The sequence below is a fragment of the Clostridium porci genome (genome assembly GCF_009696375.1).
GTDB classification, from domain to species: Bacteria; Bacillota; Clostridia; order Lachnospirales; family Lachnospiraceae; genus Enterocloster; species Enterocloster porci.
The window spans coordinates 1-15,371 of the sequence record NZ_VUMD01000012.1 but is presented as its reverse complement, the minus strand read 5'-3'; the positions used below and the strand labels follow the sequence as shown (position 1 = coordinate 15,371).

15 protein-coding genes are annotated in these 15,371 nt (G+C 45.0%); all 15 read right to left on the bottom strand.

The genetic code is table 11. The annotated features are described in order from the left end of the window. Window positions 1–12: 12 nt before the first annotated feature. Complete coding sequence (locus FYJ39_RS13455; RefSeq protein WP_154472993.1) at window positions 13–633, bottom strand: hypothetical protein; 621 nt, start codon at window positions 631–633, stop codon at window positions 13–15. Next, entirely contained in the window at window positions 630–4,328 is a 3,699-nt protein-coding gene (locus FYJ39_RS13450) for a vWA domain-containing protein (RefSeq protein ID WP_154472992.1), read from the bottom strand. Before FYJ39_RS13450 ends, FYJ39_RS13455 begins: the two co-directional genes overlap by 4 nt. Before the next feature lie 22 nt (window positions 4,329–4,350). Further along, window positions 4,351–4,911, bottom strand: a complete 561-nt coding sequence (locus FYJ39_RS13445) for a SipW-dependent-type signal peptide-containing protein (protein ID WP_154472991.1) — start codon at window positions 4,909–4,911, stop codon at window positions 4,351–4,353. A gap of 137 nt (window positions 4,912–5,048) precedes the next feature. Continuing rightward, window positions 5,049–5,705 carry a TasA family protein gene (locus FYJ39_RS13440; protein WP_195840439.1) on the bottom strand — a complete coding sequence of 219 codons (657 nt, stop codon included), beginning with the start codon at window positions 5,703–5,705 and terminating at the stop codon, window positions 5,049–5,051. 46 nt (window positions 5,706–5,751) lie between these two features. Continuing rightward, window positions 5,752–6,330: a hypothetical protein gene (locus FYJ39_RS13435; protein ID WP_154472989.1), complete on the bottom strand. Its 579-nt coding sequence runs from the start codon at window positions 6,328–6,330 to the stop codon at window positions 5,752–5,754. Between the two features lie 59 nt (window positions 6,331–6,389). Then, the gene (locus FYJ39_RS13430; RefSeq protein ID WP_154472988.1) at window positions 6,390–7,016 is read right to left on the bottom strand and encodes a TasA family protein; all 627 of its coding nucleotides are present in this window, start codon (window positions 7,014–7,016) and stop codon (window positions 6,390–6,392) included. 86 nt (window positions 7,017–7,102) lie between these two features. Next, window positions 7,103–7,669: a signal peptidase I gene (locus FYJ39_RS13425; RefSeq protein ID WP_154472987.1), complete on the bottom strand. Its 567-nt coding sequence runs from the start codon at window positions 7,667–7,669 to the stop codon at window positions 7,103–7,105. Between the two features lie 191 nt (window positions 7,670–7,860). After that, complete coding sequence (locus tag FYJ39_RS13420; RefSeq protein WP_195840438.1) at window positions 7,861–9,075, bottom strand: AfsR/SARP family transcriptional regulator; 1,215 nt, start codon at window positions 9,073–9,075, stop codon at window positions 7,861–7,863. 643 nt (window positions 9,076–9,718) lie between these two features. Continuing rightward, a complete protein-coding gene (locus tag FYJ39_RS13415) occupies window positions 9,719–9,961 on the bottom strand; it encodes a Txe/YoeB family addiction module toxin (RefSeq protein WP_154472985.1) in 243 nt (80 codons plus the stop codon). Continuing rightward, entirely contained in the window at window positions 9,961–10,209 is a 249-nt protein-coding gene (locus FYJ39_RS13410; RefSeq protein WP_154472984.1) for a type II toxin-antitoxin system Phd/YefM family antitoxin, read from the bottom strand. Before FYJ39_RS13410 ends, FYJ39_RS13415 begins: the two co-directional genes overlap by 1 nt. Window positions 10,210–10,315: 106 nt before the next feature. Then, window positions 10,316–10,537, bottom strand: coding sequence for an RDAC family protein (locus tag FYJ39_RS13405; RefSeq protein ID WP_154472983.1), 222 nt, complete (start codon window positions 10,535–10,537; stop codon window positions 10,316–10,318). Between the two features lie 44 nt (window positions 10,538–10,581). Beyond that, window positions 10,582–11,757, bottom strand: coding sequence for a MalY/PatB family protein (locus tag FYJ39_RS13400; RefSeq protein WP_154472982.1), 1,176 nt, complete (start codon window positions 11,755–11,757; stop codon window positions 10,582–10,584). Window positions 11,758–12,063: 306 nt separating this feature from the next. Further along, entirely contained in the window at window positions 12,064–12,828 is a 765-nt protein-coding gene (locus tag FYJ39_RS13395; protein ID WP_154472981.1) for a tRNA threonylcarbamoyladenosine dehydratase, read from the bottom strand. Window positions 12,829–12,833: 5 nt separating this feature from the next. Continuing rightward, window positions 12,834–13,643 (bottom strand): ATP-dependent sacrificial sulfur transferase LarE, encoded by an 810-nt coding sequence (gene larE / locus FYJ39_RS13390; RefSeq protein WP_178257919.1) that lies wholly within the window; start codon window positions 13,641–13,643, stop codon window positions 12,834–12,836. A gap of 2 nt (window positions 13,644–13,645) precedes the next feature. Then, window positions 13,646–14,680: a [FeFe] hydrogenase H-cluster radical SAM maturase HydE gene (gene hydE / locus FYJ39_RS13385; RefSeq protein WP_154472979.1), complete on the bottom strand. Its 1,035-nt coding sequence runs from the start codon at window positions 14,678–14,680 to the stop codon at window positions 13,646–13,648. Window positions 14,681–15,371 lie beyond the last annotated feature (691 nt).

The following is a 15,371-nucleotide window of genomic DNA, read 5'->3' as shown; positions in this document are numbered from 1 at the left end:
TACGCCCTCCTTCTAATTTCCGACTCCTGATGTTACAAGCACCAGTTCACCATCACTGACTTTCACTGCCGGCCAAGCTTCATGAACAGCGCGATCCGGCTCCGCCTGGATTGAAGATGAGATTACTTTTAGCTGAAAATGGAGCGGGCTTCCGTCCATACCATGTTCAGAATCAAGCGGCCGGCAGGACTTGATCAGCACCGGACTTTCTGCATCTGCTTCCACGTTCGTCTTGCAATACCAGAATGTTATCCCATCAGTAGCCACAGAAAACCAATCTGTCTCATTTATATCTATCTCGTAATCACCTTCATCCGGCTTCTGCGCGGCAATATTTCCGTCCGCGTCTACCCAGGCAGGTACAAGCACCACTCTTACATAGGCAGCAATATCGCCTGTATTTCTGATTTTTACATTTTCTTTTATCTGATTATCAAAAACTTCCTCGATTTCATCTGTAACCTCTACAGGCTTAAAGGTATTGACAACTTCATCCGTACCGGCAATCATCCATGCAACGGTACCGCCGGCCATTCCTGCCGCAAGAAAGACCGCAGCGAGAGCAGGAATCAGAATCCCCCTTTTCAGTCTCATTCTAAAAGACTCTACTTTCTTCCTACTTCCGCCTTTCATCCTTCCTTTTCTCCTCTCATAGCCCTCAAAGATTTCACATCTGCTACGATTGTCGTCTCAGTGAATGATGAATCTGATGCGATTGAATCAAACGTGTTCGTAACCAAGCATTCATGAGTCAGCCATTTACTCGTTTGCAGACTATTTGTAATCGTTACAGAGCCATTAGGCTCATCCTTTGAAAGCGCCGCCTCTGCAACGCCACCATTCTCAGCCTCATAGCGCCACGACCAGTCCTCAAGCTCCGTCACTGTATATTCACCTATAGGCAGACCTGTCAGCGTTGTCTCTCCTGCTGCTTTTACTGCTACCTGCCATTGGGAGCTGTTGGGACCTTCTACGTTGAAGATAAATGTCTGCCCGGTATTTTCCAGTTTGTCCACCCTTTTCTTTATTGTAAGCGTACAGGGTTTTACATGAACTCTGAACTGCTTATCGTTATTCGGAGCATTCGGATCAAAACCACAATTTTCTACTTCTCCACACCTTGTATGAGTAAATGTAATATGGTCTGCGCCATAATCTTCTGACGTTGAATCTTCCATGTCAAATGACAATGAACCAACCACTACTTCCGTTACCTTTACATCAGTATCTTTTTCAAAAGCACCTTCTACATTAAACGCAGGCCTATAACCTGTAATAGTTACAGCAGGAGACGTTCCCACTGCCTCCGGGGAAGTTTCTCCCACAGGAATATCGCTTGACGGAACCCTCCATTCAATATCACCCTGCCTGTTTTTGCTGTAGTCAGGCATTTCTCCCAGGTAGATGCTGCTGTCAGAGAAAGGAATCTGAGGTTTGGATACATATATATTAGCGGTGGTGCTTATATCCTTTGTATCCTCAAACAACGCATTTGCTTTATTATTTGCATTACCATCAGAAATAATAACTGCGCTTATCGTACATTCCTTTTTTTCTTTCAGATAAGCAGATGGCGGTGTTGTTTCCGTAGCTCCAGATATATCTGTAACCCATGTGCCGTCCGAGATTCTTGTTCCTGCTGACACCTTATAAAAATAATCTTCTCCAGCACAGGTTATCTTATAAATAATAGTGACTTTTTCATTATTAGCAATCTCACCTGCATTATCTGGTTCTCCTGGAGTAAAGCTTTCTCCCTCCGCTACATAGCTTTCCAAAAGATTTTCCAAGCTATCTATTCCATTTCCAAGGTAAATGGTCATATCCTGGCCGTCAAAGCAGTACCTCACAGGAATAGAAGCCGTCGGCTGGTTAAACGCTTTAATGCTTTCTTCCACGCCTTCTTCTGTCTCCCGATACACGCCTGACTCTGCATCATTGGTGATAAAATCCTCGCCTCCAAAGGTTCCTGAGGAATAATCAGCTTCAATTGGGATTTCAATAACCAGCTTTTCTCCATGACTGCCGTCTGATTTTGCTTCCTCTGCAACGAAATTTGCATTGAAATCATAACCGGTTACGTCAATGGTCTTTTCGTGTATATCAATAGAAACATTTAATAATTCTATTTTTCTATTTTGGTCAAAGGAAAATCCATCCTCTTTATTTCCACCCGTACACGGCACAGTGTAACAATTAATTGAACTGTCATTTGTACCTTCTGGAAGCATAAAATACGGTGAAATCACATCTCTGATTATTGTATCACTTCCCAGCGTAATATCCGGCGTTGAAATTTGTTCGGATATTGTCTGGAAAATCTCTTTCAGGGAATCGGCATCACCTGCTGTTAAATAATAATTATCAAATCCTCCTTCGTCATTTTGATTTCTTTCATAATTTTCGGTTATCTGATATCCCTTACCAGAAGTATTTCCTACTGGGAATTGAATACCAAACATTTCTTCATATATCCCCGTTTCAGGTGCATATGTTCCTGACTCAATACCTATTTCCTCTGCATCATAATTTGAGGATAGATAATTTAAAAATCGATTTCCAGCAGGAATATCAATATCCAGCACATCACCAGAAAACCAATCATTTAAATTAGATTTTCCCCAGATGCTGCCTACTTCTCCTGAACACACCACATCCCAAGCATCAATTACCCTATCAAAATACGCCCCATGTAACTCATTTGGATTCGCACCTCCAAATATACCTACTGTATAAATCGTCGCATCGGATATTTTATTGGCTGCTTCAATAGCGCCATTGGCAATATCTATATTAAATTCCGTGCGATCAGCAGGTACCCCATCGGTAAATATAATAACTACCTTTTCATTATAAACACTATCCGCCAGCATATCTGCTGCTTCCTCAACACCATAATCTATTCGTGTAGCACCAGAGGGAACATCTGGCAGCCCATTCACTGCATCTATTAAATCATTTCTCCCATTGTCGTCCACAGCAGTTAATCCACGCAAGGATGTTGCAGTAGTTCCAAAAGTGACGATTCCCATTCTATTTTCTACTAACAAACTTCCATCCGCATCAGCCGTTTTTTCATAAACTGCATTAATAAAGTTCTTTACCGCTTCCTTCACCGCATACTGGCGTCTCTCTGTATTCGTATTCGTATCATTACCTCCAAAATCCCAGGCCATACTTCCCGACTGATCCAAAACCAGTACAATATCCAGCGGATTTGTGGTCGTAGCCGTAGTTACCTTGCCAGTAGTATAGGCCTCCAGACGGAGCAAGGGATTCCCTTGTTTATCAGTCTCTACTGTTTTATTCAAATACAGCCCCTTATCTTCCTCCGAGTTGGTCTGCGTAACTGCTCTCGTCATCATACGCCTCGGACCTATAAACTCCAGAAAAGGGCCGGGATCTGTTACCTCCACGGTTTCCGGTTCTTCTACTTCCGGTTCTTCAATTACTCCTATTTCAATCAGATACTCAATCAATTCATTCAGTTTTTCCGCTGTCATCAAGCCCAAAACATGGTTCCAGCCTTCTTCTGTTCCATCTTCAAGAAGAATTTCATATAGTTCTTCTACTTCCATGGAATCTATTTCCTCTGTAGTAAGCTTAGTGGCTTCCGAAGGACTCGCCTCATCCTCTTTTTCTATCTTCTCGGAAGCTGACATAATCCCAGCCGCATGGTTGCCTGCTGACGAAGTTCCTCCATCCGATAGATTCGGCTCGTTTTCATCATCAATCACTCCTTCAGAATCCTGGGGAATATCAGGGTTTACATCTGTCTCGCTTCCGCCTTCTTCCTTGCTTTCGCCTTCCGCTCCGGCTCCGCTTTCCTCTCCCCTTTCGCCCTCTTCTTTACTTCCTCCTTCTTCTTCGCTTCCGCCTTCCGCTCCGGCTCCGCTTTCCTCTCCCCTTTCGCCCTCTTCTTTACTTCCTCCTTCTTCTTCGCTTCCGCCTTCCGCTCCGGCTCCGCTTTCCGTTCCCCTTTCGTCTTCTTCGCTTCCACCCTCTTCCTTGCTTTCACCTTCCGCTCCGGCTCCGCTTTCCTCTCCCCTTTCGCCCCCTTCTTTACTTCCTCCTTCTTCTTCGCTTCCGCCTTCTTCTCCACTTCCGCTTCCAGAATCATTCAAAACGTCATCATCGTCTATCGACACAGCGGAATCCGAGCTCTGGCTGTGGGACGTATCATCTGAATCTATCTTAATACTTCTGCCGGAATCTTCATGCCAACCAGCCCTCCCGGTAAGCGCAAGGGCTTTAATCGGAGAATTTGCCGTCAACGAAATGAATAAAACCAAGCTTAACATGAGTAAAACCAATTTTCTCATTTTCATCTTTCTCTACCTCTTTCTCCGCTTATTCTGCCGGCCATCCGTCTGCATCCATTACGGACTCCCCATTGTTCGCGCATTGTACTGCCTGCGCCGCCACATCGATAAATACCGTACTGTTTTTACGATCATTTCCCACATCACCGGAAAATTCCACCTTCGTGAACAGTTTTTCCGTATTCTTTCCCGGATCGACCTTGTCCTTATAATAAAACCAGCCGTCATGCGCCACCCATTGGGCATCATTGAAATCTAGCTTAATACACTGTTTTGCCGCATGTTCATCCTCCGGCGGTTCGGATCTTACAAGCTTTTTCTCCACCTTTACTCGCACCCACGCCTGGTTTTCTCCCGTATTTTCTACAAACACAATCTTATCTACCACCTGGCCGGGCATTACATTCTGAATCCCATCTTCTGGAAATGGCTGTCCATCGGTGGTTTCTTCATGGAGCTCAATATTAACCGTTCCCGCCGTAATCACATTTTTTTCAGTTCCAGTGGCTGTAAAATAAGCCAGAGTTCCATAGGCGCCAAAAGAACCGGTTGCTGCGATTGCTGCCAGAATCAGGATTTTCTTTTTCATGCCCCTTCCCACCTTTCCTTTTTATCTCTGTCACTTCATCCCCATGAAAATGGTGTGTGTTCCATCTCAAAATCCGATATTGCAGAGACAGGCAACCGTCCGTAACCACCTTCCAGATAATTGCCGCTCTTGTTTATTTACTTACTATATCCTGTAAAAGGGTTGTTTGTTTCGCTGATCTCTCCAAATGCGGCAGCAAACGCGGACTCAGCGTCCCCAAACCCTTCCGCCTGTACGCCTTCTGCCATCACTTTGATATCCAGCTTGCCATCCGCAACGGCGCCATAATCTTTTAATTCACTAATCGTTGTATTGGTCACAGCGCTGTCCATATAAACAGCCTCGATAGCCGGAATGACCGTCTTTCCTTCTTCTGCCATCCTGCGCTGGTAGGTAGCCATATGTACTGTATAATCCTTGTTTTCATAGGTAACATCATATGTTTCATCGGACCATACCCACGGGTAAGAAATGCTATCCGGCGCTTTGCCTTTTACCAGATGTATACAGGGATCGGCAGCCTTTGGCACCCCAATGTGTACCCTTACATAAGCATCTTCCGAGCCGGCATTTTTCACATCAACCATCTTCTCTACCAGATTCATATTTTCGCCGCCGGGAATCAGCTTTGAATCTTGCTGGAACTGTTCTTCCAGCTCGATATCAACGTTTCCCATGATGAAAACATTTTCCTTCTGATCCTTATCTGTGAAATAAGCAAGAGAACCGCCTGCTGCGATAATCGATACCACAGACAATGCCAGAGCAATCGTCATTATTTTTTTCTTTTTCATGGTTTGCTTTGCCTTTCTGCTTGTCAGCGCCATCCTCCAGAGAGGCTTACGGAGTTGTTGCTGCGGGAGCTACTTTAGCCCACGCTTCTGCCACTGAATGGATGTTTTCTTTCTGGACTGCATATGCAGTAAATTTCAGCTTTGGAGTGCTGCTTCCAATTAACTCCAACTGCTCTTTTGTAATTGTCTCATATACAGTCACTTGATTATCCGTCAAAATGTAATACGTCACATCTGCTGTTGCCTCTGCTAGACTCTCCTGTTCCCGATAATAAACACCAGTCTCACCGGTAAGCTCTGTCCATCCCGAAGCAATAGAATAATCAAGGTATGTATCCAGATTATGTTCCTTCTCCACCTTTACAAATACCCAGCAAGCTTCACTTCCTGCTTTTACTACAACAGCCGGGTCTTTTTCAATCGTACTTCCCGGTATCATTTTCACCGTTCTGACTCCATTCACTAATTCCGGTTTCGTTTCCGTCAATTCCAGATTAATATCACCGTAGGTAAAGGTATTAACAATCTCGGAAGTCTGAGCTGCCAGCCACGCAACCGTTGCTCCGGCAACACCACTGCATAGCATGACAATCGCCATTAAGATTGCTGCTGTTTTCTTTTTCATAAGCTAAATCTCCTTACACATGGAATCCAATCGTGCGTTTAAATTATAGAGAGATTGGATTACTCTGTAGCTGAAATCCCTGTAAAACCAGCTGGGCAAGCTGCAAAAGCTTCTTCTGCTGTGGCAAATCCCTCAGCCTGGATCGCGCAGGCAGTAATTACAACCTCAGCATCTGCATAATCCGCCAATGTATCATTGTCAACGGTACCAGCTATTGTAAAGGTATCAAATACCTCAAGCGCTTTGTCATCCGCATCATTTTCAATCATTGAGCTATAAACGTAATATCCATCATGTCCGCTAAGTTCTTCCCACCCATTGTTTGTTATCTGAGCAGCAATCTTATCTTCCTGCGTTGCAGTTTCAATTAAAGAAATTCCATTCTCTACCTTAATAAACACATAGCAAGTTTCGCTAGTATCCGTCACAGTTACGACAGGCGCTTTCGAATAAGTAGAGCCTGGGAATAACTTATAGTTATAACCTCCTCCTGTTAATGCAGTGCCAGCTTTAATACCCTTATCGTCATCCGGCGTCGATGTCTCTGCCAGGCTGATATTAACATTACCTACTGTAAAGGTATTCGTCACCGTCTCTACCTCACTGGTCAGCCATGCAAAGGTCCCTCCAATTACTCCCACGCAAATCATAGCTGCCGCCATACCTGCAATCATCTGCTTTTTCATACTTCATTTCTCCTTTCTTGCACTCCTTGTGCCCTCTTCATTTTTGCCTTTTTACGATTAAAGTTCTGTAACTTTAATACGCCTTTTTAGTTTTCCTGCTTTTCCGTGTTCTTTTTCTCTGCTTCTTTCTTCCTGTCCATTTCATCCGCTTTATCGATCAGATCCGGGACAAAGGTCAGCATCAGCAATATCAATGCGATGCTAGCAGCTAGATACATGCCCGGCGGTCTGGTGACATAGTCTGTGAAATATCCCAGACCCGGTATACAAAACACCGGTTTGCCGATCAGATTATTGAAATGGACTGGATTCCCGTCATGTATGATATTGCCGTCTGCATCTTTATTGGCAATGCCCTGGGTGTAGAAGCACGTATGTTCCTCATCAATATCCCAAACCTCATGGGTAGCAACCGCCAGGTCTTCATTCAATACAAAGGTGATAGTATCTCCCACCTTAATATTATGGGGATTCGTCTTCTTCACATAAATCAGCGATCCCACCGGATATTTCGGCTCCATACTTCCGCTGAGTACGCTGTATGGTGTCAACCCTATTGCACGTATGCCAACAAGCATGATTGCCAGAACCACGATTGCGGCCACCAGAACACTTGTCACCCAATTCCATATTTTTCTAATTGTCGAATGCATCTATCCTCCCTCCTAATCTCTTTTATGCCTGCTTTCTTTACTCTACCAAACTACCTATCTTTCTTCTTATCACGTATCTAAATATTTTTGCCATTTTTCGCTTGTATACATAGTTCCTCCCCCGTTATTCATTGATTATCATAACAAGCTCATATTTTAGCTGGTTCTCTACCGGAATACCGGTATCATTTTCAGAATTTTGTAATCAATGTCACCTGCCACTCCAGATCCCGGCGGCTGCCTCCCAGTATTTCGTAGCGGCCGGCAATACGTTTGAATATTCTTTTACAATGTTCTTTTTCTGCTCTGTTTAATATAATAAGAAACTTACCCTCCATATATTGAGTAAAGATGTCTCCGCAGCGCAGGGATTCCTTAATCGCCTCGGCAAGATAAACACTTTTTTTCCGGACAGGCTTATTCTGCATGGGAAGCTTTTGCCTGTTGACGATAATGCACTGCATCAGACATGAAGCAGTTTTAGAACGCTCCGCAGTCCGTCTCATCAAGCGGTACATTTCCAGAAACAACGGATAGGAGCATTCGTATGCTCCTTCCCGTTCGCCAGGCGTTTCTCTTGCTTCTATGGGCAAATCCAGTATTCTCGTCCTAACCTCCTGTATATCCTCCTGCTTTCCTTTCAAATACTCGCTGATATTCCTGAAACGCATTTCCATACCTTCTGACATAGGCCGTTCCAGCATCGATTCATTCAGATGTTCCATATTTTCATAAACCTCAAAGGCCCTTTTATAGTTCCCCATGCTCATCAGTACATCCAACTGGCCCAGCTGCCATTCCTCATAGGGTTCAATGCTCACCGCTTTGGTATACAGAGTCAGAAGGCTGTCAAATCGCCCTGTTTTCCACAAATATTCCGCAATCTGATTCGTACAGCTGCGGTAAAGCTTCTTATACCGCGCGCTTTCCAGTATGACCCACTCCTCCATTGAATTAGTAGGAAGCAGATCTCCCCTATACAAAAGCCATGCTTTGCAGAGGAGTTCAATTCTATTCTCCCCCTCCTCATGTGTAACATTTTTGCACGTTTCCATGAGTCCGCTAAATTCCAAAGCGTCCACTTCCAGAGAAACCGGACAATCCCATACGCACATTCCACTTTTAATGGATATATAAGAATCTCCCGGAACACCGGCATCCGCAAGAATTTTTCTTAAACGATAAATAATATTATTCAGACTATTGTTTTTATTGCTGAAATCACCATATTTATAGAAATCCAGCATGATCTTTTCCTTTGAAATACAATGCCTGGGATTCAGCATCAGCATCTGAAACAGCTGCATTGTTTTAGCTGCCAGATTTCTGCCCGGAGAAATATTCCTGCCATTATAAGCAACAGAAAAATCCCCTAACATTTTTACTACCAGCTTTTCTTTTTCCACAACTTTTCCCCTTTTTTCCATTCAGTACTTATTGATCTCGTTGCAGAGCAGTATTACGAGAGTATATTTTTAAATCGTACCAAAGAGAGTATCTTCCAGCTTATCACATGTCTAGATTTTTCTGCCATTTTTTTAAATGGAATGCAAAAGGGAAGATCAGAACTAGAAATCACAAGAAAGTGCCAAGGTCGCTCTTTCCTATAAAGTAAAAGAAACATGGGGTAAAAATACCCCATGCAATTCGTAATTGGGAAAACCATTCCTCGTTTTTCTATTACCATAATAAAAGGCCTCCTATGATTTTTATTTTATCATAGAAGACCATCATTTACAGAAAAAGCTGAACAACAGCAAAAGGCAGCACATTATGGCAAAGACATACCTGCTATAAAGCCAGTAACCGGCATATCCCTAAGCTGGAGGCCCATTTGCCCCAGGTCATCCGTCACCCTGGCCTCATGTCCCTGTCCATGACATGCTGAGCCTGACTGTCTGGCGGAGGCTGTAGGGCAAGCCTCTGGCAAAAGGAAACAGGGTTAACCCGCCTTTTATTTATTCATTTTAAATAAGGCTGCCACAATCCCTCCATCTAAAGCTAGCGGGATTGTGGCAGCCTTATTCCAACTTTCATTTTTTGCGTTCCTTAAAACTCATAGTGTGTCCATAAGCTAATAATTTTCACGGTCTGTTCTTCTTCCAAAACCTCATAGATACGCCGGGAGTATGCCCCTTGCAAATCACCTTGTAACTTTTCATGTGGAGGCGGTGTTTGATATGGATTCTCCCGGATAAGGTCTATTAACCCCTTTGCCTTTGTCTCCAACTTTGCCGCCTTAAGGTTCTGTATATCATTGGCTGATTTTTTTGTATAAACGATTGAGTACATTACCAGTGCACCTCGTTTTCCGGCAAGCACTCGTCAAGCGGTGTATGCAGGCCTTCGATAATCTGCTCTCGCAGTTGCGGAATAGATGAAAGATATACCGTTTCCATCAAGCCGTTGTAATCTTCCTCGCTGATTATGACGGCATTTCCTGCCTTTGTGCTGATATTCACCGGCTCATTATACTTGATTGTCTGCTCCAGCAGTTCAAAAATATTCTTGCGGAAATTTGTTATGTTCGTATTAAGCATTTTTCCTACTTCCTCATATGTACATTATAGTGTACGTTTTTTATTCTTGGTGCTTTAAAAATAGATTGCCAGCTACCTGGCAAGAAAATGTCAACGTCGATCCTTCTTATAAAGTAAAATAGAATCCGCATCCGTCTTCTAAAAATATAACCTTCAGCCTTCGTTCCTCCCCAAAGGTTACAACCCATTCCCGCAGCCTCCGGCCAGCTGGTTTCTCCATGGAAAAATACTGGCCTCCGCAGCCGTCGTGAAAATGCAGTTGAACAGAAAATGTTTCCTTCACCAGTGATTTTAATTGAGCTGCCGTCTCCAAATCTATTATATCCATCGCTCCCTCCCCTCTCTACCGTTTCCGAAGCCTTACCCTTTGTCTCATACTTTGTGCAGCGCTTCCGTCAGTTGCGACAGGGCCTTTTCCAGGGTTGCTCTAGGGCAGGCAATATTAATCCGTTCAAAGCCTTCTCCGCCCGCCCCAAACATAACGCCGCTGTCCAGCCACAAATGTGCCTTATTCACGATCAGCTCCTCCCGCTGACTCTCTGTCAGGCCCAGCCCCCTGAAATCCAGCCAAATCAGATAGGTCCCTTCTGGCTCCACCAGGCTGATTTCCGGCAGATGCTCCTTAAGGTATTCCCGAACAAAGGAGAGATTGCCTTCCAGATATTCCTTTAGCTGTTTAAGCCACGGTCTTCCCTGCTCATAAGCCGCCTGGCATGCGGCAAGCCCCATCAGATTCGCCTCGCTATACCCTGTGGCAGCAACCGCTTCCTTAAACTTGCGCTTAAGCTTTGGATTGGGAATAAAAATATTGGAAATCTGCAGCCCTGCCAGATTGAAGGTCTTGCTGGGAGCCGTACAGGTAATGGTAATCTCCTCAAATTCCGGCGACAGATTTGCGAATACATGATGCCTATGCCCTCTGTAAGTGAAATCACTGTGAATTTCATCGCTGACTACCAGCACACCATGCCGCAGGCATATGTCTCCCAGCTTCCGAAGCTCCCATTCTTCCCATACACGGCCCACTGGATTGTGGGGACTGCACAGCAAAAACAGCTTTACCTGATTGGCCGTAAGCTTTTCCTCAAAATCCTCAAAGTCGATTACATATCTGCCATTCACCTGCTTTAGAGGGTTGTTAATCAGAACCCGCTGATTATCCGCAATCACTTCGCCAAAGGGATAGTATACCGGCTGCTGCACCATTACGCAGTCCCCTTCCTTCGTAAATGCCCGGATTGCCGCCGCGATTGCAAAGACTACCCCAGGGGTTTTTACCAGCCAGCTTCTGCTTACCTTCCATCCAAAATACTCCAAATACCAATTCTGTACTGCACGAAAATAAGCCTCCTTTCCTTCACTGTAACCAAATATTCCATGCCGTACCACCTCTTCCAGACGCTTAAGAATCTCCGGAGCTGTCTGAAAGTCCATATCCGCCACCCACAGCGGGAGCACATTCTCCCCTTTTCCTCTCTCTTTTGAAAAATCATATTTTAAGGAGTTGGTTCCCCTCCGGTCAACCACTGTGTCAAAATCATAAACCATTCTCTCTCCTCCTCATCTGTATACTGTGATACCTGCCTATACTAGCTCCCGCCCATTTTATGCCAACAGCGCCCTTGTGCCTGCCTGAGATGTTCCCTTCCCTGTACATTGCAGTGTGAAGGCAAATGGACTTCTGGCTTCGTCGTTTAAGCTGCTCCCTAAAATAGCCGCCACCACTCAAGCTGTTACCCATTGGCTAAAGCCAATAAGCTCTCCCAGCCTGCTATCTCCTGTAGTACTGTAACAAATAGTTGCGTCTGCTGTCCCGCCATTACCTGCACATTACAAGCGCTGTGTTACCAGCCTTCAATGCTTGTAGCTCTCTGTAAGGTCTTTCGTCACTTCGCTGGCTATAATCAGGCCTGCCGCAGCCGGGACAAAGGCGTTAGAGCCTGGAATATCTCTCCTCTCTGTACACTTGTGCTGCGCCCCAGGAGGGCAAATACAGTGCGTTCTGCAGCTAACCGCCATATCTTCCACAGGACGAACCGGCTTTTCCTTTGAATACACAACCTTAAGATGCTTGATCTCCCGTTTTTTCAGCTCCCTTCGCATCACCTTGGCCAAGGGGCAGACTGACGTCTTGAAAATATCCGCTACCTCAAAGCCTGCCGGATTCAGCTTATTTCCTGCCCCCATGCAGCTAATGATGGGAATGCCGGCATTTTGCGCCTCTATGACCAACTGGATTTTGGCAGTCACAGTATCCACAGCGTCCACCACATAGGAATACTGGCTAAAGTCAAATTCTTCTCTGGTCTCAGGGAGAAAAAAGCACTTATGTGTATTCACTATGGCATCTGGATTAATCTCCAGTATCCGCTCCTTCATAACGTCCACTTTGTATTTTCCAACTGTTTTTCTTGTGGCGATAATCTGGCGGTTGAGATTGGTAAGGCACACCTTGTCATCATCAATTAAATCCACCTCCCCAACGCCGCTTCTTACCAGCGCCTCAACTGCGTAGCCTCCCACGCCTCCGATTCCGAATACAGCAACCCTGGCGTTTTTTAATACCTCCATCGCCCGTTTACCAAACAGCAATTCCGTTCTTGAAAATTGGTTCAACATCCTGGCTAATCCCTCTTTAACGTTTCATTCATGCTTCCCATACGATACCCCTCCAAATCCAGAGTAACGTAGGAAAATCCAAACTCTTTCAATTTTGCAGTAAGCTTCGACCTTACCTTTGGCTCTAATAAATCAGGTAATTCTTCTGGCAGCACTTCAATTCTGGCAATCCTTCCATGTATTCTAACCCGAACCTGATGAAAGCCCATATCTAAAAGCAGCTGCTCCGCCTTATCTACCATTCCAAGTTTAACCTCATCAATGGTTTCTCCGTATACGAACCTGGAAGAAAGGCAGGCAAAGGACTGCTTATCCCAGGTGGAAAGGCCAAGTTCCTTTGACAGCCTGCGAATTTCCGCCTTTGAGAGTCCGGCCTCTCTTAAGGGACTTCTCACATTTAATTCTTTTACCGCAATTAGTCCTGGCCTGTAATCTCCGTTATCATCCATGTTAGAGCCTTCCGCTACTGCCGCTAACCCGGCCTCTTTGGCAATGGCCCAGATTTTTTCAAACAGTTCATGCTTACACAGATAGCAGCGGTTTGGAGGATTCTGCCGGAAGCCCTCAATATCCAGCTCTTCCGACTCACATACGACATGCCGTATCCTATTTTCCTGACAGAAGCGCCTGGCTTCCTCCAATTCCCTCTCTGGAAAGGAGCAGGAGCTGGCTGTCACAGCAACCGCTCGTTCTCCTAACACATCATGAGCCACCTTAAGCAAAAAGGTGGAATCTACACCGCCAGAGAAAGCGATTGCTACACTTCCTAACTCACGCAGATTATCCTGAAGTTGTTTTAATTTTTCATTTACCATTTCTATAACGCATCTCCTCTCTCCTCCACTAACTGGTACCCAACACTTTCCACTCTCCTGCCCAGACAGGCCCTGCATTCGGCGGCCTCGTCTCCGGTACAGATTTTATTATCGTAGAGTTCATAGAGCTTTCGATTCTTCACAGGAGACAGATTGGGCATTACCACATTTGCCCCTGCGGCAAGGCCCTTTTCCCTTCCTTTGGGATCTAGCGTCCCCAGGGCAGTTGTAGCAGGAAGCAGTATTTTAGGAAACATAACACGGATGACAGACAGCAAAAACAGCGTCAGCTCAACACTCCCTGCCTTTTCCTGCGCATAGATGGTATCATGATGGGGAATAAAGGGGCCGATTCCGATCATCTGAGGCTTTAGCGTTTGCAAAAACCACAAATCCTCCGCCAGATGATCAAGCCTTTGTCCTGGAGCTCCCACCATAAAGCCAGCCCCCACCTGATAGCCTAATTCCTTTAAATGCAGCAGGCATTGCTTTCTGGTTTCCAGCCTCATTGTCTCCGGGTGCAGAGAGGAGTACAGCTCATCATCTGCTGTTTCATGGCGAAGCAGGTACCGATCCGCTCCTGCCCTTCGGAACATACGGTAGCTTTCATAGGATTTTTCCCCGATTGACAATGTAAGAGCGCAATCCGGGTATTCCTTTTTGATCCTATAAATGATTTCTGCCATTTTCTCATCTGTGTAATAAGCGTCCTCCCCACCCTGGAGCACAAAGGTACGGTATCCTAATTCGTACCCTGCTTTGCAGCATTCCAGAATTTCATCTCCAGTCAGCCGATACCGCTTCACATGGGAGTTTCCGCCTCGGATACCGCAATAATAGCAGTTATTTTTACAATAATTTGTAAATTCTATAAGCCCTCTTGTAAACACTTTATTTCCATAATATTGCTTCCTAAGCCTTACCGCCTCATCTCTGAGCCGCCCTGCCGTTTCTACGTCCTCCCATGCCTGAAGCAGCTCCATATATTCCGGCTTTGAAAGCCAATGGGATTCCAGAAATTTATCAATAACCTTCATTCGTTCTCCCTCCCTCGGTTAACGCCCAGGCTCTATCTGAACGTGCCCATACCAAAACGCTCAATGACAGGCCGATTGCTTATGGCGCAGCTTCCTTTATTATAAACAAATAAGTGCAGAGGGTAAAGCGCAAATGATCTGCTTTATCTCTTACACTTATATGGTCCTAAAAAGCCCCTTGCACTCCCCGGTTTTACGCCTTTATATCCAGGGCTTCTCTCAGCTTCACTTTGACCATAAGGCAGCTTTTCTAATCCGGTCGTTCTCTCATGGCATTATTTACTCTTAACATATTATCCTAGTATAGTTGTATGTATAGTAGCATCATCCCATTTATTTGTCAAGTGAACTACCTCCCAGCCTACTGTTTATTCTGTTCCGGTAGAATCCAATGATTATATTGTACGGCTTTTAATAGAAACGTCAACGCCGTGTAGTTCGCAATTCATCCCCTACCTGAAGAGGATAGGGGATGAATTGCCCACAGCCTGTTAAACTATGAAACCCTTACGGGGCAAGCCCATAAATGATTGCCATATTGCCCTGCACTCTAGATAGAAAACAGGGAATGCCGCTTTACGCGGCATTCCCCGGTCAGCATTGATTGCCTCTTTTTCGTATACTTACCTCGTTTTAGGATTCTGGCTTCCAAACTCCATTGGCATCTACATAGTAGTTATCCGGGGTTCTT